The organism is Pedobacter sp., from assembly GCF_037719805.1.
Taxonomy (GTDB): Bacteria; Bacteroidota; Bacteroidia; order Sphingobacteriales; family Sphingobacteriaceae; genus Pedobacter.
On the sequence record NZ_JBBJLZ010000005.1, the window covers coordinates 534745 to 554027 of the forward strand.

Consider the following 19283-nt stretch of genomic DNA (forward strand, 5'->3'; position numbering starts at 1 on the left):
TCAGTTACCCCATTAGTTTGCCTTCCTCCAAGTAATCCCGGTGGTGCTAATAATGGTAATAATTGAGCTGTTGTTATACATTGTATTTATTACACTAACTGTGTTGTGACGTAAAGTAAAGTTATATTTCTCTAATAAGCAAATGATTATTTAAATATTTAATTCAGTGGCTGAATTCTTACCTTTACCTATTATATGCAAGGATTAGTTATTAAATCGACCGGAAGCTGGTATAATGTACAGGGTACAGATGGCAACAATTATGATTGCAGGATTAAAGGGAAGTTCAGGATTCAGGGCATCCAGACTACAAATCCGATTGCGGTTGGCGACTTGGTAGAATTTGAAATGGAGCCCAATTCTGAAAACGGAGTGATCTTCAAACTTCATGAAAGGAAAAATTACATTATCAGGAAGTCAATCAATTTGTCTAAGCAGGCGCAGATCATTGCGGCCAATATGGATCAGGCTTTTCTAGTTGTTACCCTGGCTTCACCAAGAACTTCCTTAGGTTTTATTGACCGTTTTTTAGCGACTGCTGAAGCCTATAGCATTCCCGCCGTTCTGATTTTCAATAAATTGGATCTTTTCCATAAAGAAGGACTCACTATTTTAGATGAATATAAAGCCATCTATGAGCAACTGGCCTACCCCTGCTATTCGGTTTCTGCAATAGAAGGAACGAACATCCCGTTGATTGAATCGCTTTTGAAAGATAAAACTACCTTGTTTTCAGGGCACTCCGGCGTTGGTAAGTCTAGCTTGATAAACGCTTTACTTCCCGGTAGGAGCATCAAAACAGGCGACGTTTCTGAGGCCACTGATAAAGGACAGCATACCACAACCTTTGCGGAGATGCATACCCTTCCTTTTGGAGGTTATCTGATAGATACGCCAGGCATTCGTGAGCTTGGAGTGTTTGACATCAGACCTGAAGAACTAGGGCATTATTTTAGAGAAATGCGTGCATTGATGAACGAATGCAGGTTTAACAACTGCAGGCATGTTAATGAGCCAGGTTGTGCGGTTATAAAAGCTGTGGAAGATGGAGATATTGACATTAGCCGCTATGAAAGCTATCTGAGCATTTTCCATGGTAACGAAACAAGGGCGTAATTATTAAAGGATATAGATGCGCGCAGTTATACAAAGAGTTACACAAGCAAGTTGCGTTGTTGAAGGCGAAGTTACCGGAATTATCGGCCTGGGTTTACTGGTACTTCTCGGTATTGAAGACGCAGATAATTTAGAAGATCTGGAATGGCTTGCAGGCAAAATACATGGCATCCGCATTTTTTCTGATGAGAATGACCTGATGAACAAAGCACTAGCAGATATAGATGGTGAGATTTTATTGATCAGCCAATTTACCCTGTATGCTGCTACAAAGAAAGGCAACAGGCCCGGTTTTACCAGAGCCGCAAGGCCGGAGCAGGCGATACCACTGTACGAATCAATGATTGAACGACTGTCTTCTCTGTTGGGAAAGAAGGTACAGACTGGGATCTTCGGTGCTGATATGAAGGTGTCATTGTTAAACGATGGACCTGTCACTATCATCATTGATACAAAAAATAAAGAATAATCATCATGACTATTAAAGAAGCTCAGGAAACTGTAGACCAATGGATCAATACTACAGGTGTTCGTTATTTTAACGAGCTAACAAACACAGCAATTTTGATGGAAGAAGTTGGTGAAGTAGCCAGGATCATGTCCAGAACGTACGGCGAGCAGTCATTTAAGAAAAGCGATGAAGCCGTAGATCTTGGTGATGAAATGGCGGATGTCTTATTTGTATTGATCTGCCTGGCCAATCAGACAGGCATAGACCTGACCAGTGCTTTGGAGAAAAATCTGGAAAAGAAAAACATCCGGGATGCAGATCGACACAAAAACAATCCTAAACTAAAATAAGTGCTGAGCAGCCTAAAGCGCTGCCTTTATTTTTGAAGCAGCGTCTGCAAGTTCCTCTGAAGTTGGAGAAAGCTTTGGTCTGCTGAAATTCATATCATTCACGTTATTCATAGGAATCAGGTGAATATGTACATGGGGGACCTCCAGACCGATCACGGCGATGCCAACCTTTTTACAAGGAAAAGAATCTTTAAGCCCCTTTGCAACAATCTTTGCGAATAGGGTAAGCCCAAAATAACTCTCTTCGTCCATGTCGAAGATATAATCTATTTCTTTCTTAGGAATCACCAATACATGCCCCATCACCAGAGGATTAACATCCAGGAAGGCAAGAAATTCAGTTGTTTCTGCTACAACATGAGCAGAAATTTCTCCGTTAACGATCTTTGAAAAAATGGTAGACATATTGATTAAGATTATCTGGTGATCTCTAAAATTTCGAATTCTATTTTACCTGCAGGCACTTGTATCTCCGTTTTATCACCTACCGATTTACCTAGTAAACCTTGCGCTATGGGCGATTTAACCGAGATCTTACCTGTTTTAAGATCGGCTTCTGACTCTGCTACCAACTGATAAGACATGGTTGCGCCGTTCTTAATATTTTTGATCTTTACAATCGATAGTGCGAGCACTTTCGAAGCATCTAATTTTGATTCGTCTATTAACCTGGCCGTTGAAAGCGTATTCTCTAATTTGGATATTTTAGCTTCATGTAGACCTTGAGCTTCTTTCGCTGCATCATACTCGGCGTTCTCAGAAAGATCACCTTTATCTCTGGCTTCTGCTATCGCTTTAGATATTTGCTGCCTGCCAGTACCCTTCATTTGATGGATCTCTGCTCTTAGTCTATCTAAACCATCTTGGGTATAATATGTTACCTCTGTCATAGCTATTTTTGTTATTAGTAATTACTATAAAAACAAACAAGACTACATCGGCCAATTCACCTACATAGTCTTGTTTCAATTGTAACGAAGATAATAGGGCTTTATCACAAAAGCAAATTAAAGCAAAAAATTGTGGACTGGCCTGCACTTGTCCCCCTTCCCACCTGCAATTTCTTAGTATAATGCAGCTAACTTAGCCGCAAGAACCTCAGATATCTTTCGGTAGGAGTCAAAGGTCCAGCCTGCGACATGAGGCGTGAGAATCACATTATTAGATTTAATAAGATCTGAGTACCAGTCTTGTTCTGCAAGCAAAGGAAACTTTTCAGTTTCCAGGACATCTAATCCTGCTCCAAGGATTTTTCCTTGTTGCAAAGCGTTTAAAATAACTTTTGTGTTGACGATTTCTCCGCGAGCGGTGTTGATAAAGAAAATTGGCTTCCGAAAATGGAACAGGTACTCTTCATCTACCATTTGTCTGGTTTCTGGAGTTAAAGGAATGTGTAAGCTTAGGACATCGCTTTGCCTAACAATTTCTTCCATGCTAACTTCTTTTGCAAACTCATTAGAAAAACCTGTTTTATATTTATCGTATGCGATCACGTTGACTTCGAAACCTTTCAATTTCTTTGCGAATGACTGACCCATAAAACCATAACCAATGATCCCGACCGTTTTGCCTTTCAGCTCGTAACCCCGGTTGCCTTCCCTATCCCACTGACCGTTTCTAATTTGCCGATCGGCGTTGCGAAAATTATTCATTAGGGAGAGCAGCAAACCCGTAGCATGTTCGCCAACAGCATCCATGTTTCCTTCAGGGGCATTGAGCAGTTGTATATTTCTTTCTTTAGCTATCGACTCCTCTATGTTATCTAAACCAGCACCCGCTCTTGCAACAAATTTTAGATTTGGTGCTGCATCAAAAAGTGTTTTATCGATTCTAAACTTCGTACGAACCGCAATACCGACATAGTTTTTTACTACTTCAAGCGTTTCCTCTCTGGTGATCAGAGGTCTATCATCCACTTCAAAGCCTAAAAGTTCTGCTTGTTCCTTAAATACAGGATGAAGGTCATCAACGATTAAAATCTTTTTTATCATGGTTGGTTAGTTTTGCATCAGCGCCTCAAGGTGCTGAGTTAGCGTAATGAAATCCGCCACACTGAGCTGCTCCGCACGCTTGTCAAAGTATATATGATCATCCATCTTCTCTTTTGAAACTACACCAGAAAGGGCGTTACGCAACGTTTTCCGCCTTTGATTAAACCCTGCTTTAACGGTTCTCCAGAATAATTTCTCGTCGCAGGGCAGCGTTTCTACATCATTTCTACTTAGCCTGATCACCCCAGAATTTACTTTAGGTGGCGGATTAAAGGTCCCTGGCTTTACAGAAAAAAGATATTCAATGTTGTAGTAAGCCTGGATGAGTACACTTAAGATTCCGTAATCTTTTGTTCCTTCTTTAGAAGCGCATCGTTCTGCAACCTCCTTTTGAAACATCCCTACCATTTCTACGACACGATCTCTGTTTTCCAATATTTTAAAAAGAATTTGAGAGGATATGTTATAGGGAAAATTACCAATTATCGCGTATTTACCTGGAAAGATCTCAGAAAGATTAAGCTTCAAAAAATCTCCGTTGATCAATCGCGAGCCCAGTTCGGGGTATTTACTCTGCAGGAAGTGATAGGATTCAACATCGATATCAATAAGGTATGTTTCAAGGTCTGTTCGTTCCAGTAAGATGTCTGACAAAATGCCCATCCCTGGTCCGACCTCTAGAACCTGGGTATACTGATCCGTATGAACAAGGCCGTTGACGATTTTTGCGGCAATCTTTTTATCAGTTAAAAAATGTTGCCCAAGATGTTTCTTCGCCTTTACCAAACTCATATCCAGATGTGTTAAAAGCTGCAAAATAACTAAAGTTTTACCAGTATCGACCTAACTATAGATTGAAATTCTGTAATTTGCGCCATATTTCTAATGGACATGAGTGATAAAATTAAAATCGGAATCAGCATTGGCGATGTAAACGGCATCGGATTAGAAGTGATCATTAAGTCGTTAGCTGAGTTGCAAATTCTTGATTATTGTACCCCGATAGTTTATGGGCATTCCAAAGTTGCCTCTTTTCATAGGAAGGCGATGGGCATGAGTGATTTTGCTTTCAATGTGATCAGCAGTGCGGAAAATGCTAACCCCAAAAAGGTTAACATGATCAATTGTTGGGAGGAAGATGTGAAAATAGACCTTGGCGTTTCCAATGAAACTGGGGGTAAATATGCGCTGATCTCTTTAGAGAAAGCTACTGATGACCTTGTTAGTGGAGCGATTGATGCTTTGGTAACTGCACCAATTAACAAACACAATATACAATCTGACACCTTCAACTTTCCAGGCCATACTGAATATCTTCAGGAGCGTAGCGGAAGTAAGGATGTTCTGATGTTTTTGTTAAGTGAGGATATCCGCGTTGGAGTGGTAACAGGCCACATTCCACTGACGAGTGTTGCGCAGAGCATTACAAAGGAAAAGATCGTAAAGAAGTTGGTGTTGATGAACGAAAGCTTGAAGAAAGATTTCTGGATCGAGAAACCTAAGATTGCAGTTTTGGGATTGAACCCACATGCGGGCGATAACGGGCTATTGGGCTCGGAGGAAGAACTAGTGATCATACCTGCAATACAGGAAGCTTTTGATAAAGGCATTATATGTTTTGGACCCTATCCGGCAGACGGTTTCTTTGGCAAAGGAAGCTTTAAACAGTTTGATGCGGTGCTGGCGATGTATCATGACCAAGGCTTGATACCATTCAAGACACTTGCTTTTAGTACAGGAGTGAATTATACGGCTGGGCTAAAGTTCGTTCGCACCTCTCCTGATCATGGAACTGCGTATGATATCGCTGGTAAGAATGAAGCAGATCCATCTTCATTTATAGAAGCAATATTTTCTGCAATACATATTGTGAAACACAGGAGAGAGCAGGAAGAACTATTGAAGAATCAATTGCGCAGTGGAGGCAAACTTGTTGAAACAGCGTTTGACTTAAAAGACGATGCAAATTAGATAACAGAAACTATTTGCAACAAATGAAATTAATTCTTACATTTGCGGGCTAAAATTTTGTTACCAGTGAAACAATTAAAACAATTTTCAATCCCCTTTTCTGGCTTAAAAATTGGCAAACATCAGTTTGATTTTGAGATTGATAACACCTTTTTTGATGCATATGAGTACTCTTTAGTAAAAAAGGGAAGTTTAAAAGCAGAAGTTGAAGTAGACAAGCAGGAGACGATGCTAATCCTACTGTTCCAGATAAATGGGACAATAGTTTTAGATTGCGATAAATGTTTGGCAGAATTTAACTCACCAATAAGTATCCGTGAAAGGCAGATTGTTAAGTTTGCTGAAGATGACTTACAGAGTGATGATTTAGAGATCATCATGCTTAATAAAAAAGAAAGTGAGCTGAATGTAGCTGACTTGATTTATGAGTTCATCACTGTAGGGGTGCCTTATATTAAAATCTGCGAGCAGAATGGCGATGGCCAGAAATGCGACCAGGAGATGATTGCGAAACTGGAAAGCTTAGCGGTCGGATCACACAATGAAGACGAAGAAACACAAGATGAGGACCCACGTTGGTCAGCATTAAAGAAATTAAAATAATAATTAAATAAATCAGCAATGGCACATCCAAAACGCAAGATTTCTAAAAGTAGAAGAGATAAAAGAAGAACTCACTATAAAGCAGAAACTCCTTCTTTAGCTACTTGTCAAACAACAGGTGCAATACACACTCCTCACCGCGCATACAACGTTGATGGTAGTTTATACTACAACGGTAAATTGGTTATTGAAAACTCCGCGATAGCTTAATTTCTAAAAATAGTTTGTGTTTTCAGTCTGCTAAGCTTTACCTTAGGGACCAAAATAACGGCACTTATTGCCTCATACACAAACTGATTTTTACTATGAAAATAGGTCTCGATATAATGGGTGGAGACTATGCTCCTAAAGCAAATGTTTTAGGAGCAATAGCGGCCCATCCACTGTTGTCTGCTGACGAGCACCTTGTGCTTATTGGCGATACGGCACAAATTAAGCCTTTGCTCGTCGAAAGCGGATTTAATCCGGATCACTTTGAATATGTACATACCGAAGAAGTTATTGGTATGGACGAGCATGCCACTAAGGCTATTGTTCAAAAGCCTAACTCAAGTATTTCTGTTGGCTATCAACTCTTAAAAGAAGGTAAGCTAGACTCATTTGCTAGTGCCGGAAACTCTGGTGCTATGCTTGTTGGTGCATTGTTTAGCGTTAAAGCCATTTCAGGCATCATTCGCCCCTGCCTCTGCACTTTTTTACCTAAACTTAGCGGTGGTGTTGGACTAATGGTAGACGTTGGCGCAAATGCTGATTGCAAACCTGATGTACTACTTCAATTTGGTATAGTAGGTAGCCTGTATGCTGAAAACGTAATGGGCATCACAAACCCGAAGGTTGCCTTGATCAATATTGGAGAAGAAGACGAGAAAGGTAATATGTTAAGTCTTGCCACGTTCCCTTTGATGAAAGATACAAAGCTTTTTAATTTCGTGGGCAATGTGGAAGGAAGAGACCTGTTTAACGAAAAAGCAGATGTTATTGTTTGCGATGGATTTACAGGAAATGTGATGCTTAAGCTGGCTGAATCATTCTATATTCTCACTAAAAAAAGAGGCCTGCAAGATGAGTTCTTTGATCGCTTTAATTACGAAAATTATGGGGGTAGTCCGGTACTTGGTGTAAATGCACCGGTAATAGTAGGTCATGGAATCTCAAGCCCCACAGCTGTAAAGAATATGATTCTTCAGTCCCGTGATATGATCATTACTGGCCTAGTAGGAAAGATACAGGCGGCTTTTAATAACTGATAAGAAATGAGTAAAATTCACGCTGCGATTACGGCTGTTAATGGCTACGTACCTGACTACATTCTAACTAATAAAGAACTGGAGTCTATCGTAGATACTACTGACGAATGGATCACCTCCAGAACCGGAATCAAAGAGCGAAGAATATTGAAAGGAGAAGGCCTTGGAACCTCTGACATGGCCGTTCATGCGGTTAATGGGCTTCTTGAAAAGCGTGGCATTCGAGCAGAAGAGATTGAATTGATCATATTTTGCACGACCACTCCAGATCTACCCTTCCCTGCAACAGCGAACATCCTTGCGGATAAGATTGGAGCAAAGAATGCCTGGGGATTTGACTTACAGGCAGCGTGCTCCGGCTTTATCTACGGCATATCAACAGCCTCTCAATTTATTGAGTCTGGCAAACACAAAAAGATTTTAGTTGTAGGCGGAGATAAAATGTCGTCTATTATCGATTATAAAGACCGCACCACCTGCATTATTTTCGGCGATGGATGCGGTGCCGTCTTATTAGAGCCCAATGATGAAGGCAATGGCGTAATAGATTCGATATTAAAAAGTGATGGTTCGGGCAGGCAGTATCTTCATCAAAAAGCGGGTGGCTCTGTGCGTCCAGCATCACATGAAACCATTGACAATAACGAACACTTCGTTTACCAGGAGGGCCAGACTGTATTTAAATTTGCGGTAACAAATATGGCAAACGTAGCTGCAGAAATCATGGAAAGAAACCACCTGACATCTGAGGACGTGACCTGGCTGGTGCCTCATCAAGCTAATAAACGCATCATCGATGCCACGGCTTCAAGAATGGGTCTTGGGAATGAAAAGGTGATGATAAATATTGAGCGTTACGGCAATACAACAAATGGAACAATTCCATTGTGCCTATGGGAATGGGAAAGCAAACTGAAAAAGGGAGATAATATCATTTTAGCGGCTTTTGGCGGCGGTTTTACCTGGGGATCAGTATACTTAAAATGGGCATATTAAATATTATATAATAAATAATCATAACTTAGTTAATACTAAAAACACATAGTTTTCATAAATAACACCATAAAATGGATATTAAACAAATTCAGGAACTTATTAAATTTGTTTCTCGTTCGGGAGTAAACGAAGTGGCCATTGAGCAAGAAAACTTCAAAATCACTATTAAAACGAATCAAGCGCCTACAATAGTTCAGGCTTCTGTTCCAGCTTCTGCCCCTGTCACTCCAGTTCTTGCAGCAGCAGCTCCACTACCTGTATCGGTTACTGAATCTAAAAGCGCTGAAGCCACTGCCGCAGAAGACGCTTCAAAATATATCACTATAAAATCTCCAATGATCGGTACGTTCTACCGTTCTTCAAGCCCTGATAAACCATCGTTCTTAAATGTAGGAGATGAAGTTTCTGTTGGTAAAGTAGCGTGTATCATTGAGGCAATGAAACTATTCAATGAGATTGAAAGTGAAGTTGCGGGTAGGGTTGTAAAAGTACTTGTTGATAATGCATCACCTGTAGAATACGATCAGCCATTATTTTTAGTAGAACCAATGTAAATATTTACCTCTTTTAATGCAGTGACATTCATGCTACCACTATCCGTCTTCCTGAATTATTTCAGGATATCTGGAGAGAAAAAGGAGGTCTTCATCCCGGCCAAGGCCGGTTCGAAGGACTCTCGAAGATGCAGTGTGTAGAAAATACGAGTGAAAAGGAAAATCATATGTTTAAGAAAATATTAATTGCCAACAGGGGCGAAATTGCCTTACGTATTATTCGTACCTGTAAAGAAATGGGCATCAAAACTGTAGCCGTTTATTCAACAGCAGACAGAGAAAGCTTGCATGTACGTTTTGCTGATGAGGCCGTTTGTATCGGTCCACCGCCAAGTAAGGACTCTTACTTAAGCATCCCAAATATTATCTCTGCAGCTGAGTTAACAAACGCAGACGCTATACATCCAGGTTACGGCTTTTTGTCTGAGAATGCAAAATTTTCTTCAGTGTGCCGTGATTATGGTATTAAATTTATTGGTGCTACACCTGAACAGATCAACTCAATGGGTGATAAGGCATCTGCCAAAGAAACCATGAAGATAGCAGGAGTACCAACTATTCCCGGTTCTGAAGGCTTACTTGAAAGTTTTAAAGAAGGCATTAGACTAGCTAATGGTATGGGTTATCCCGTTATATTAAAAGCAACTGCCGGTGGCGGTGGTCGTGGTATGCGTGTGGTTTGGAAAGATGAAGATTTTGAAAATGCCTGGGACAGTTGCCGACAAGAGTCTAGTGCTGCGTTTGGTAACGACGGTCTGTATCTAGAGAAATACATTGAGGATCCCAGACACATTGAGATTCAGATTATCGGTGATCAATATGGAAAAGCCTGCCATTTATCAGAGAGAGACTGCTCTATTCAACGCCGTCATCAGAAATTAGTTGAAGAAGCTCCATCTCCTTTCATGACTCCAGAGTTAAGAGAGAAAATGGGTGAAGCGGCAATTAAAGGTGCTATCGCGGTTCAATACGAAGGTGCGGGAACGATTGAGTTTTTGGTTGATAAACACCGCAATTTCTACTTCATGGAGATGAACACGAGGATCCAGGTAGAACACCCGGTTACCGAAGAGGTAATTAACTATGACTTGATTAAAGAACAAATAAAAGTAGCTTCTGGAGTACCCATTTCTGGTAAAAATTATTTACCTCATATGCATGCCATAGAATGTAGAATAAACGCAGAAGATCCTTTTAATAACTTTAGACCTTGTCCGGGTAAAATCACCAACTTCCACTCTCCGGGTGGTCATGGTGTTCGGGTTGATACGCACGTTTATGCCGGTTATCAGATCCCTTCAAACTATGATTCCATGATAGCAAAATTGATTTGCGTGGCTCAGACACGTGAAGAAGCCATAAGTACCATGGAGCGCGCATTGAGTGAATTTGTAATTGAAGGAATAAAAACCACCATACCTTTTCACTTGAAACTGATGAAAGATCCTAACTTCAGGGCAGGCAATTTCACCACTAAATTCATGGAAACTTTTGAATTTTCTGAGTAATAAAAACTTTTTATAAGATTTAAAACGTAAATACCATTCTAAATTAAATAGAATGGTATTTTTGCTTCCAAATAACCCGCATGAGTGACAATAAAACGAAGGACCTTATAGGTGCAATCAAAGAGAAAGGCAGAACACTGGAAGCAGAAATGTCGTTCTTCGATCACATAGACGTATTAAGAAAACATTTGCTGCGGGCGTTAGCTGTTGTGCTGGTATTTACTGTAGGGGCTTTTTACTATTCAGATTTCATATTCAATACCATCATCATGGGTCCTAAAAACCCAAGTTTCTGGACCTACAGGATGATGTGCAGGCTATATGAAAGGTTCCCTTCGATAGGTGAAGATTTCTGTATTAGAACACTCGATGCCAAGATCATTAATACTGAGATGTCCGGGCAATTTACACTACAGCTTAATGCTTGCGTAATGACAGGACTAATATTAGGCATACCTTACCTCTTGTTCGAGGTCTGGTTGTTTATTAAACCTGCATTGCATGATAATGAGCGTAAATCGGCCAGTGGCTTTGTAGCTTTTGCATCCCTTCTATTTTTCACTGGGATTTTGTTCGGGTATTACATTATCTGTCCATTATCAGTTAATTTCCTCATCAACTTTCAGGTAAGTCCAGAGATTGAGAACACATTTACAATCGATTCTTATCTGTCGTCTATAATGACCTTGACCTTAGGATCAGGACTTATTTTTCAGTTGCCAGTCATTATTTACATACTGTCCAAAGTGGGAGTCATGACACCTGCCTTTATGCGTGCAAGCAGAAGATATTCTGCAGTGATTATTTTAATTGTTGCTGCAGTAGTTACGCCTACAGCAGATCCTTTCACAATGATGATTGTTGCACTTCCACTGTTCTTGCTGTATGAGATGAGTATTTATATTTCAGCTAACATTGAGCGAAAGAGACTAAAAGAGCTGGCCTCGTAAATTCGCTATTTAGCTAACTAAAGCTTTACACAAGTTTATAATATTTCTACATATTTTTGAATTATGTCTGTTGAGATAAAGATTAAAATTGCCATCGGTGCAGATCATGCAGGATTTGAGTATAAAGAACTCCTTAAATCATTTTTAGGAACAACATACGAGGTTAAGGATTTCGGAACACATTCATTAGACTCGGTAGATTACCCTGACTTTGCACATCCTGTTGCTTCGGCAGTAGAATCTGAAGAATATAACTTTGGTATTCTGGTATGCGGGAGCGCAAACGGTGTGGCTATTACCGCAAATAAGCATCAGCATATCCGGGCAGCCATTTGCTGGTTGGATGAATTAGCCAATCTTGCTAGAAAACACAATAATGCGAACATCTTATGCGTACCCGCAAGGTTTGTTTCAGAAGAACTTGCCAGGCAAATGGCAACTACTTTTTTAACAACAGACTTTGAGGGTGGCAGACACTATAACAGAGTAGATAAGATCGCCTGTTAAATTATACCTATTTCCATGAAAAAACACATCCTATACGTTGGCCTGGCGGCCTTTTTAAGCTGCACCGCTGCTGCTCAAAATAAAAATGCCATTAAGTACAGCAAGACCATCACCAAAGAAAATGCTTACAAACATCTTTCAATTCTCGCGTCAGATGCCTATGAAGGCCGTGAGACAGGAAAGAAAGGTGCCTGGATGGCTGCAGACTACATCAAAAATCATTTCAAGTCTTTAGGATTGAAGGGACCAGTAGACGGCGACTACTTCCAGAAGATTGATATGGTAACCCTTGACTTTCAGCAAGTATTGACTGTAGATGGACAGGCTGCTGAGGCAATTAAAGATTTTTACATTCCAAGTCAGGCGGTAGCAAAAGATGGCTTTGCCTTTAATGCAAACTCTGTTCTTTTTGTTGGATACGGTCTTAACAAAGAAGGGTACAATGATTTTGAAGGCCAAAATGTGGCGGGTAAAGTTGTTATGCTATTTAAGTCTGGTCAACCTACCAACACACCGGCTGGAACTCCGGTAACCCCACGTGCGGAAGCAATAGCATTGAATGGAAAACTAAAGTATTTGTCAGAGAACAAGGCACTCGCAGTCATAGTAGCTGACTTGACGATTGACACTATGCCCTCAAGGCTTAAAGCATACCTGCAAGCATCGCCGTTGATGATGAAAACTCAGGAAAACATCGATAAGATGAAGGCTCCTCAGGGTATGGTTACCATTAACATCGGGTCTGCAGTTGCAGGAAAGATCCTTGCAGCAGCAGGCACTAGTATTGAGGGTATTAAGAAGAAAATTGCGGATAGCGGGAAACCGGCATCTCAGGAAATAAAAATCAGTATAAGCGCTAGTGCACAGAAACTGGAAAAACCGGTAAGAGCAGAAAACGTGCTGGGTTTCCTGGAAGGGTCGGATGCTAATTTGAAAAAAGAAGTACTCGTAGTAACGGGCCACTATGACCATATTGGCCTGACTGAAAGTGGCGAAGATAAAGTAAACAACGGTGCTGATGATGATGGCTCAGGAACGACTGGCGTTCTTATGCTGGCTGAAGCATTTGCAAAGGCTAAGAAAGCTGGAAACGGACCTAAGAGAAGTATATTGTTCATGACTGTAGTTGGTGAAGAAAAAGGCCTGTTAGGTTCTGAATGGTATTCTGAGCATCCTGTGTTCCCACTTGAAAATACCATTACAGATCTAAATATCGACATGATTGGCCGTGGCGATAAAGACCATGCAAGTGATAACAATTTTGTCTACATCATCGGCTCTGACATGTTGAGCTCTGACTTAGACAAGATTGGTAAAAAGGCAAATAAAGATTATGTAAATATCAACCTTGATGAGCGTTATAACAACAGAACTGATCCAAATCGTTTCTACTACCGATCAGACCATTACAACTTCGCTAAGCACGGCATCCCGGTTATCTTTTATTTCAATGGTGTTCACCCGGAATACCATATGCCAGGCGATGAGATTGGTAAAATTGATTTTCCAATGCTAGCGAAACGCGCGCAGTTGGTATATTTTACTGCATGGGAACTAGCAAATGGACTTAAGCGCCCAGCGGTTGATAAAAACGAAGACGGTACTCCTAAGAAGTAAATACCCTTACAAATATTTGAACCTGCCCGCTCAAGGCAGGTTTTTTTGTTTAACCAAAATCACAAATTTCTAAAAGCTTCGCCCTTATTGAATATAAGCGCAAATTTCTCTAAGTTTGAAGATGACTAAGATTGCGGAAGAATTTTTGGTAAAGGCAGATGAGAAAGCATTCGATTTAGGACATCGTAAAACGATAAACCACAATATTGGCAAGTACGATACAGCTGTAGAACGTGGATTATCGAAGTTTGAGAATCTGGAAAATTCTAAGAAAAAAGCCCATGTGATTAAGTGGAGAGTGATGGAGAATTTAGATAAATTTCTTCCGGAATTCGAAGCAAACTTTCAGAAAAGAGGTGGCAAAGTTATCTGGGCTAATGACGCTGAGGAAGCTCAAAAAGAAATTCTGAATATCATCACCAAAGCAGGTGGCAAAACAGTAATCAAGTCAAAGTCGATGACTACCGAAGAGATTCACCTCAACGATTTCTTAGAGCAAAACAATATTGAGTCTCTGGAAAGCGATCTTGGAGAATACATTGTTCAGTTGCTTGGACAACCACCTTACCATATTGTGACGCCAGCAATGCACCTGAGTAAGGAAGAGATCGCCAAGCTGTTTCACGAAAAGTTCGGCACTCCCTTAGATTATACACCTCAACAACTCACCCAAAAAGCCCGTGAGCTTTTAAGAGATAAATACCTGAATGCTGACATTGGAATCAGTGGTGGTAATTTCCTGATTGCCGATACCGGCAGCGTTGCCTTGACAGAAAATGAAGGAAATGCAAGGCTGTGTACTACTTTTCCAAAGATACACATTGCGATAGTTGGGATCGAAAAAATCATTCCATCAATGGCAGACCTTGACCTGTTTTGGCCTTTACTCGCAAGTCATGGTACAGGACAGAACCTGACAGTATATAACACATTGCTAAGTGGCCCTAAACGTGGATTAGAAACCGATGGTCCTGAAGAGATGTACGTCATATTGCTAGATAACGGCCGCACTAATCTTCTTGCACAAAAAGATCAGCGACAAGGACTTTATTGCATACGATGTGGCGCTTGTCTTAATGCTTGTCCGGTGTACAAAAACATAGGTGGACATACTTATAATACTACTTATAGTGGTCCTATTGGATCAATCATCACCCCTCATTTAAAAGGGATGAACGAGTTTAAACACTTGAGCTATGCTTCCAGCCTGTGCGGAAAGTGCTCAGAAGTTTGTCCGGTTAAAATTGACATCCACAAAATGCTTTTGTTGAACAGAAGAGATGCCGCAGCAAATCACGACAACACTAAAGTTGAAGAGATTGGCTGGAAAATTTGGAAGATAGGTATGCTCAAACGATCACGAATGGATATGCTTGGCGGTAAGATTAAAAACTTCTTCCTAAAGAGTCTTTTTGCTAAGATCTGGGGCAAGTACCGTTCGATGCCAGTAATTGCTCCAAAGTCATTCTCTAAACTTTGGGAAGAACGTAAAAAAGGCACTCCGAGGGAGTAACAGCTCCGGCTCAAAAACAAGAGAACGATGAGTTCCCTTTAGAAGCAGATTTTTAAGGCCCCTTGGCACGATAATAGAACATGATCGGTTTCAAAACCACTATATGAGAAATCTGAGTCTAGTTTTTCTTCTTTCCTTAGCAATTTCGAGTTGTCAGCAAGGCCCAAAGCATCCACAAGCAGATCTTCTAAGTCTGCAATCTCCAGCTACAATGACTCCGCAGGAGATTGTGCTATATGCTGATTCCATAGAAAGTGGCCTGGCTGTTCTGGATAAAGACGTTAGCTTGATCTATAACTCTGGAGAGAACGCCTTTCATGTAGAGAAATACAGTATCAACGGCAAACCAATGATCATCATTAAGCAAAGCCACAATGAAGGCATAAGTACCTCCACAGAGAAGTATTACTTTAAAAATGATAGTTTAGTCATGATCAGACAAGTGGCCTCACGAAGCAAAAGCTCTAATGATGCCGTTCGAAACAGGAGGATCTTTATACGTAACAATGTTCCTTTTAAAGAAGACTTTAGGTTCGCCACAAGCCAGAAAGAACTAGCCAAACTACCCTTTCAGGAGTACCGGGATACGCAATTGCCCTCAACCAATTATTCTGATTCTCTGATAGTTTTAAATGATGCTCTTGCTGGCACTAATAACTTCGAAATGGTGTTTGATCAATATATAGCGTCGGAAGCTGGAAGCTATCTGATATTAAAAAGTAAACTCCCGGCAGGATATACAGCTAATGTGAAAGTAGTGGAACGCGATCCTTTCATTGACAGTGTAGAAACGGACCCTTCTGTATTTAAAGACACTAAACTTAGCTTCAAATGGGATTTGCGCAACAACGAAGCGCTTTATATTCCTGTGCCAGTCAAAGTTACCTCAGCCAATGGATTAAACAGATAAGTATTTCCATTATCCAGACTCACGCATCGATAACGTTTTCTTAGCCGCTCGCCTTTAGTAAATTTGCGGCCATCTTTGATCACAAACGTTGAATTGATTGGCAATTCCTCCAGCCTGGAAGAATCTACAGCCGCGTCATACTTCTTTAACGCACGGGATAACTTTAGGTCAGTGCAGCTTGCAGCTGATGGATTAGTCAGATAGCTTACTATCGCATGCTGAATATCTTCAGGGAAAATCTGCTTCTCAATAAAGGGAACCATCATCTTTTTAAAGTTCTTTTTCCATTCATCGCCGTGTGGCTTAACCTTATTTTTATGGTCATTCCAGGTCAATAGATGCGCAAATTCGTGAACAGTCGTGACCAGAAAAGCATAGCTGTTTAAATTGTTATTCACAGAAATTTTATGGCCCACACCTCTAAATGGATGCCTGTAATCACCTAATTTGGTTGCCCTTGATTTCGAGATCTTGAATTCACACTGAAAATAGTCTATCCAGCGTGCAATGATTGGAGCCGCCTCTACAGGCATATACTGACTTAAAAGATTTGCCTTTTCCACTAACACAAGTTAACGATTTACTTTAAGAGTTGGTAAGCAATCAGACTAGCGATGTAAGCCATCACGGTCATGTAGCACAGCTGTATCATCGGCCATTTCCAGGACTTCGTTTCGCGGTATACAACGGCCACTGTACTCATACATTGCATCGCAAAAGCATAAAACAACATTAGCGAGAACGCGGTAGCAACGGTAAAGACCGGTAATCCGGTATCAGGATTAACAGCTCCCCTCATCTTATTACGAATGGTGGCCACTTCCCCATCATTGTCTACGCTGTAGATGGTCGCCATTGTACCTACAAAGGCCTCCCTCGCTGCAAACGAAGTTATTAAGGCAATCCCTATCTTCCAGTCGAAACCTAAAGGCCTGATGGCCGGTTCAATAACGTGTCCCAATATCCCGGCATAAGAGTTTTCAAGCTTCTCGGCCGACTTATCTCTTTCAAGAGTTTGAATTTGAAGACTATCCTTCCGGGCCTCAATGGCAGCATACTTCTTATCTATAGCGTCAAATCTCTTGGGGGGGCCAAAGGTTGCCAACACCCAAAGAATTATAGAAATAGCTATAATCACCTTACCAGCCTCAAATACAAACGTTCTGGCCTTCTCATAAACAGTATACAGTACATTAGTCCAGCGTGGCATACGATAAACCGGCAACTCCATAATAAAATACGAACGCTCCCTGGCCTTGATTAAAAACTTCATTACAAATGCGACAACAACAGCCGCCACAATACTGATGAGGTACATCCCCATTAGTGTCAGTCCCTGCAGATTGATAAAGCCCCAGATCATTCTTTCAGGCACGACAAGGGAGATTAAAAGCGTATAAACAGGTAAACGTGCGGAGCAACTCACCAGCGGTGCAACCATAATGGTGATGATTCTATCCTTCCAGCTTTCAATATTTCTAGCGCTCATGATTGATGGAACGGCACATGCCAGACTACCAATCATGGGCACGACAGACTTACCACTCAGCCCAAATTTCCTCATCACTTTATCCATCATAAAGGTCACCCGGGCCATATAACCTGTATCTTCCAAAACCGATATAAAGGCAAACAAAATTGCGATCTGAGGGATAAATATGAAGATTCCACCTAAGCCGGCAACAATGCCATCCAACAGCAAATCCGTTAGTAAACCCTCCGGCAAATATCGATGCCCGGTTTCTGCAAGCCAGACAAAAGCGTACTCAATCATATCCATTGGGTACGAAGACCATGAAAAGATGGAGTTAAATATGAAAAACAATATCCCAATAAAGATGATAAAGCCCCAGAACTTGTTGGTTAAAACAGAATCCAGCTTATCACTAAACGCAAACTTCTTCTTCGCTCCCGTATCAGTGACGACTCCAGTTAAAACAGTGCTCAAATACCGATACCTTGAAATGGTCTCTGCTGCCTGTTGCTTCGAAGATTCGAATTCGCAGTCCTTTTTTATTCGTTCAAAAGCAAGATGCTGCGCTTCTGTGTACAGGTTAAGGTGTTCATGTTGGTGAAGAATCTGTAAGGCAAAATAGTTGTTGGTTAAGCCTAACTCCTCTTTTGCCTGATCAATCGCCTCTGATGCCAAAACGTGCATGTCCGCACCTTCAGTCTGAGTGGCAATCTTACCTGTATTATTTAGGGCTTCCTTAAGTTCCCTAACACCAAAATTCTTTCTTGCTGATATGGAAACTACTTGTACACCGAGTCTTAACGCTAGTTTGTCAATATCTATGTCGATACCTTCGTTCTTAGCCATGTCGGTCATGTTCATGGCCAGTACCAAAGGAATCCCAAGATCGGCGACCTGCGTATATAACAGCAGGTTCCGGCGAAGATTAGTCGCATCTACTACCAGAACAATCAGATCAGGATGACTAGGGTCAGTAGGATCAGCTAAAACTTGAAAAACAATGCTCTCATCCTTGCTTTTAGGGTACAAGCTATACGTACCTGGAAGGTCAATGATTTCCGCTTGAGTATCATTTGCAAGCTTACAGTAACCAACTTTCTTATCAACGGTAATACCAGGGAAATTACCGATTTTTTGATTTAAGCCGGTTAAAAGGTTAAAAAGGGTAGATTTACCTGTGTTTGGATTACCAACAAGTGCAATCTTGATATCTCTTGCCAATTGTTATTGAATTATGATAATTGAAGCCTCACTTTTACGCAAGCAAAGTTGATAGCCTGCAACACGAATTGCAATAGGATCTCCTAAAGGAGCAAACCGTTCTACTTCTACAACTTCTCCTGGAAGGCAGCCCATTTCCATCAATTTAACAGACATTTCTAAATCTGTAAAAGCTACAATGGTTCCCGATTCTCCAGGATTTAATTGAGAAAGTTTCATTTATACCCGCGTGTTAGTTAGCGCGCAATTTACCCTTAATTTATAATAAATCCAAATAGGGACAACGGAGGAAGGTGTTATTTCT

22 protein-coding genes are annotated in these 19283 nt (G+C 40.8%); 15 read left to right on the top strand and 7 right to left on the bottom strand.

All coding sequences use genetic code 11. The features are described from left to right. The first annotated feature begins 195 nt into the window (after window positions 1–195). The 3 genes from rsgA to WKF66_RS18770 are packed head-to-tail and all read left to right on the top strand — an operon-like array spanning window position 196 to window position 1917. Window positions 196–1116, top strand: a complete 921-nt coding sequence (gene rsgA, locus WKF66_RS18760; protein ID WP_489676022.1) for a ribosome small subunit-dependent GTPase A — start codon at window positions 196–198, stop codon at window positions 1114–1116. A 16-nt stretch (window positions 1117–1132) separates the two neighbouring features. Then, window positions 1133–1585, top strand: a complete 453-nt coding sequence (gene dtd, locus WKF66_RS18765; RefSeq protein WP_489676023.1) for a D-aminoacyl-tRNA deacylase — start codon at window positions 1133–1135, stop codon at window positions 1583–1585. Between the two features lie 5 nt (window positions 1586–1590). Next, window positions 1591–1917, top strand: a complete 327-nt coding sequence (locus WKF66_RS18770; RefSeq protein ID WP_489676024.1) for a nucleotide pyrophosphohydrolase — start codon at window positions 1591–1593, stop codon at window positions 1915–1917. Window positions 1918–1929: 12 nt separating this feature from the next. Here the strand turns inward: WKF66_RS18770 and WKF66_RS18775 are convergent, their stop codons facing one another. The 4 genes from WKF66_RS18775 to rsmA all read right to left on the bottom strand — a co-directional run bounded on the left by WKF66_RS18775 (window position 1930) and on the right by rsmA (window position 4700). Further along, on the bottom strand, window positions 1930–2322 hold the full coding sequence (locus tag WKF66_RS18775; protein ID WP_489676025.1) for an HIT family protein: 393 nt from the start codon (window positions 2320–2322) through the stop codon (window positions 1930–1932). Window positions 2323–2333: 11 nt separating this feature from the next. Further along, the gene (gene greA / locus WKF66_RS18780) at window positions 2334–2807 is read right to left on the bottom strand and encodes a transcription elongation factor GreA (protein ID WP_489676026.1); all 474 of its coding nucleotides are present in this window, start codon (window positions 2805–2807) and stop codon (window positions 2334–2336) included. A 174-nt stretch (window positions 2808–2981) separates the two neighbouring features. Beyond that, the gene (locus WKF66_RS18785) at window positions 2982–3908 is read right to left on the bottom strand and encodes a 2-hydroxyacid dehydrogenase (protein WP_489676027.1); all 927 of its coding nucleotides are present in this window, start codon (window positions 3906–3908) and stop codon (window positions 2982–2984) included. 6 nt (window positions 3909–3914) lie between these two features. Next, window positions 3915–4700: a 16S rRNA (adenine(1518)-N(6)/adenine(1519)-N(6))-dimethyltransferase RsmA gene (gene rsmA / locus WKF66_RS18790; protein ID WP_489676028.1), complete on the bottom strand. Its 786-nt coding sequence runs from the start codon at window positions 4698–4700 to the stop codon at window positions 3915–3917. 99 nt (window positions 4701–4799) lie between these two features. On the opposite strand from rsmA, the gene pdxA reads away from it, so the two are divergent. From pdxA to WKF66_RS18850, 12 genes are all read left to right on the top strand, one after another. Next, window positions 4800–5879 (top strand): 4-hydroxythreonine-4-phosphate dehydrogenase PdxA, encoded by a 1080-nt coding sequence (gene pdxA, locus WKF66_RS18795; RefSeq protein ID WP_489676029.1) that lies wholly within the window; start codon window positions 4800–4802, stop codon window positions 5877–5879. A 66-nt stretch (window positions 5880–5945) separates the two neighbouring features. Further along, on the top strand, window positions 5946–6482 hold the full coding sequence (locus tag WKF66_RS18800) for a YceD family protein (protein ID WP_489676030.1): 537 nt from the start codon (window positions 5946–5948) through the stop codon (window positions 6480–6482). Window positions 6483–6500: 18 nt separating this feature from the next. Next, window positions 6501–6692 carry a 50S ribosomal protein L32 gene (rpmF, locus tag WKF66_RS18805; RefSeq protein ID WP_489676031.1) on the top strand — a complete coding sequence of 64 codons (192 nt, stop codon included), beginning with the start codon at window positions 6501–6503 and terminating at the stop codon, window positions 6690–6692. A gap of 95 nt (window positions 6693–6787) precedes the next feature. After that, window positions 6788–7729 carry a phosphate acyltransferase PlsX gene (gene plsX / locus WKF66_RS18810; RefSeq protein WP_489676032.1) on the top strand — a complete coding sequence of 314 codons (942 nt, stop codon included), beginning with the start codon at window positions 6788–6790 and terminating at the stop codon, window positions 7727–7729. A gap of 6 nt (window positions 7730–7735) precedes the next feature. Beyond that, window positions 7736–8725 (top strand): beta-ketoacyl-ACP synthase III, encoded by a 990-nt coding sequence (locus tag WKF66_RS18815; protein WP_489676033.1) that lies wholly within the window; start codon window positions 7736–7738, stop codon window positions 8723–8725. 71 nt (window positions 8726–8796) lie between these two features. Further along, window positions 8797–9279, top strand: a complete 483-nt coding sequence (gene accB, locus WKF66_RS18820; protein WP_489676034.1) for an acetyl-CoA carboxylase biotin carboxyl carrier protein — start codon at window positions 8797–8799, stop codon at window positions 9277–9279. A gap of 167 nt (window positions 9280–9446) precedes the next feature. Next, the gene (gene accC, locus WKF66_RS18825; protein ID WP_489676035.1) at window positions 9447–10787 is read left to right on the top strand and encodes an acetyl-CoA carboxylase biotin carboxylase subunit; all 1341 of its coding nucleotides are present in this window, start codon (window positions 9447–9449) and stop codon (window positions 10785–10787) included. An 80-nt stretch (window positions 10788–10867) separates the two neighbouring features. Further along, a complete protein-coding gene (gene tatC, locus WKF66_RS18830) occupies window positions 10868–11737 on the top strand; it encodes a twin-arginine translocase subunit TatC (protein ID WP_489676036.1) in 870 nt (289 codons plus the stop codon). A 63-nt stretch (window positions 11738–11800) separates the two neighbouring features. Beyond that, window positions 11801–12244 (top strand): ribose 5-phosphate isomerase B, encoded by a 444-nt coding sequence (gene rpiB / locus WKF66_RS18835; protein WP_489676037.1) that lies wholly within the window; start codon window positions 11801–11803, stop codon window positions 12242–12244. 15 nt (window positions 12245–12259) lie between these two features. Continuing rightward, window positions 12260–13861, top strand: a complete 1602-nt coding sequence (locus WKF66_RS18840) for a M28 family peptidase (RefSeq protein ID WP_489676038.1) — start codon at window positions 12260–12262, stop codon at window positions 13859–13861. 121 nt (window positions 13862–13982) lie between these two features. Further along, the gene (locus WKF66_RS18845; protein WP_489676039.1) at window positions 13983–15374 is read left to right on the top strand and encodes a LutB/LldF family L-lactate oxidation iron-sulfur protein; all 1392 of its coding nucleotides are present in this window, start codon (window positions 13983–13985) and stop codon (window positions 15372–15374) included. A gap of 103 nt (window positions 15375–15477) precedes the next feature. Beyond that, on the top strand, window positions 15478–16284 hold the full coding sequence (locus WKF66_RS18850; protein ID WP_489676040.1) for a hypothetical protein: 807 nt from the start codon (window positions 15478–15480) through the stop codon (window positions 16282–16284). On the opposite strand, the gene WKF66_RS18855 is transcribed toward WKF66_RS18850, so the two are convergent. The 3 genes from WKF66_RS18855 to WKF66_RS18865 are packed head-to-tail and all read right to left on the bottom strand — an operon-like array spanning window position 16233 to window position 19198. After that, window positions 16233–16847, bottom strand: a complete 615-nt coding sequence (locus WKF66_RS18855; RefSeq protein WP_489676041.1) for a SprT-like domain-containing protein — start codon at window positions 16845–16847, stop codon at window positions 16233–16235. The genes WKF66_RS18850 and WKF66_RS18855 overlap by 52 nt on opposite strands. 17 nt (window positions 16848–16864) lie before the next feature. Next, window positions 16865–18979 (bottom strand): ferrous iron transport protein B, encoded by a 2115-nt coding sequence (gene feoB, locus WKF66_RS18860; protein ID WP_489676042.1) that lies wholly within the window; start codon window positions 18977–18979, stop codon window positions 16865–16867. A gap of 3 nt (window positions 18980–18982) precedes the next feature. Continuing rightward, a complete protein-coding gene (locus tag WKF66_RS18865) occupies window positions 18983–19198 on the bottom strand; it encodes a FeoA family protein (RefSeq protein ID WP_489676043.1) in 216 nt (71 codons plus the stop codon). Window positions 19199–19283: the final 85 nt, after the last annotated feature.

Coding starts and splice junctions, on each gene's coding strand:
- rsgA (WP_489676022.1), top strand. CDS start 196: ATGCAAGGATTAGTTATTAAATCGACCGGAAGCTGGTATAATGTACAG.
- dtd (WP_489676023.1), top strand. CDS start 1,133: ATGCGCGCAGTTATACAAAGAGTTACACAAGCAAGTTGCGTTGTTGAA.
- WKF66_RS18770 (WP_489676024.1), top strand. CDS start 1,591: ATGACTATTAAAGAAGCTCAGGAAACTGTAGACCAATGGATCAATACT.
- WKF66_RS18775 (WP_489676025.1), bottom strand. CDS start 2,322: ATGTCTACCATTTTTTCAAAGATCGTTAACGGAGAAATTTCTGCTCAT.
- greA (WP_489676026.1), bottom strand. CDS start 2,807: ATGACAGAGGTAACATATTATACCCAAGATGGTTTAGATAGACTAAGA.
- WKF66_RS18785 (WP_489676027.1), bottom strand. CDS start 3,908: ATGATAAAAAAGATTTTAATCGTTGATGACCTTCATCCTGTATTTAAG.
- rsmA (WP_489676028.1), bottom strand. CDS start 4,700: ATGAGTTTGGTAAAGGCGAAGAAACATCTTGGGCAACATTTTTTAACT.
- pdxA (WP_489676029.1), top strand. CDS start 4,800: ATGAGTGATAAAATTAAAATCGGAATCAGCATTGGCGATGTAAACGGC.
- rpmF (WP_489676031.1), top strand. CDS start 6,501: ATGGCACATCCAAAACGCAAGATTTCTAAAAGTAGAAGAGATAAAAGA.
- plsX (WP_489676032.1), top strand. CDS start 6,788: ATGAAAATAGGTCTCGATATAATGGGTGGAGACTATGCTCCTAAAGCA.
- WKF66_RS18815 (WP_489676033.1), top strand. CDS start 7,736: ATGAGTAAAATTCACGCTGCGATTACGGCTGTTAATGGCTACGTACCT.
- accB (WP_489676034.1), top strand. CDS start 8,797: ATGGATATTAAACAAATTCAGGAACTTATTAAATTTGTTTCTCGTTCG.
- accC (WP_489676035.1), top strand. CDS start 9,447: ATGTTTAAGAAAATATTAATTGCCAACAGGGGCGAAATTGCCTTACGT.
- tatC (WP_489676036.1), top strand. CDS start 10,868: ATGAGTGACAATAAAACGAAGGACCTTATAGGTGCAATCAAAGAGAAA.
- rpiB (WP_489676037.1), top strand. CDS start 11,801: ATGTCTGTTGAGATAAAGATTAAAATTGCCATCGGTGCAGATCATGCA.
- WKF66_RS18840 (WP_489676038.1), top strand. CDS start 12,260: ATGAAAAAACACATCCTATACGTTGGCCTGGCGGCCTTTTTAAGCTGC.
- WKF66_RS18845 (WP_489676039.1), top strand. CDS start 13,983: ATGACTAAGATTGCGGAAGAATTTTTGGTAAAGGCAGATGAGAAAGCA.
- WKF66_RS18850 (WP_489676040.1), top strand. CDS start 15,478: ATGAGAAATCTGAGTCTAGTTTTTCTTCTTTCCTTAGCAATTTCGAGT.
- WKF66_RS18865 (WP_489676043.1), bottom strand. CDS start 19,198: ATGAAACTTTCTCAATTAAATCCTGGAGAATCGGGAACCATTGTAGCT.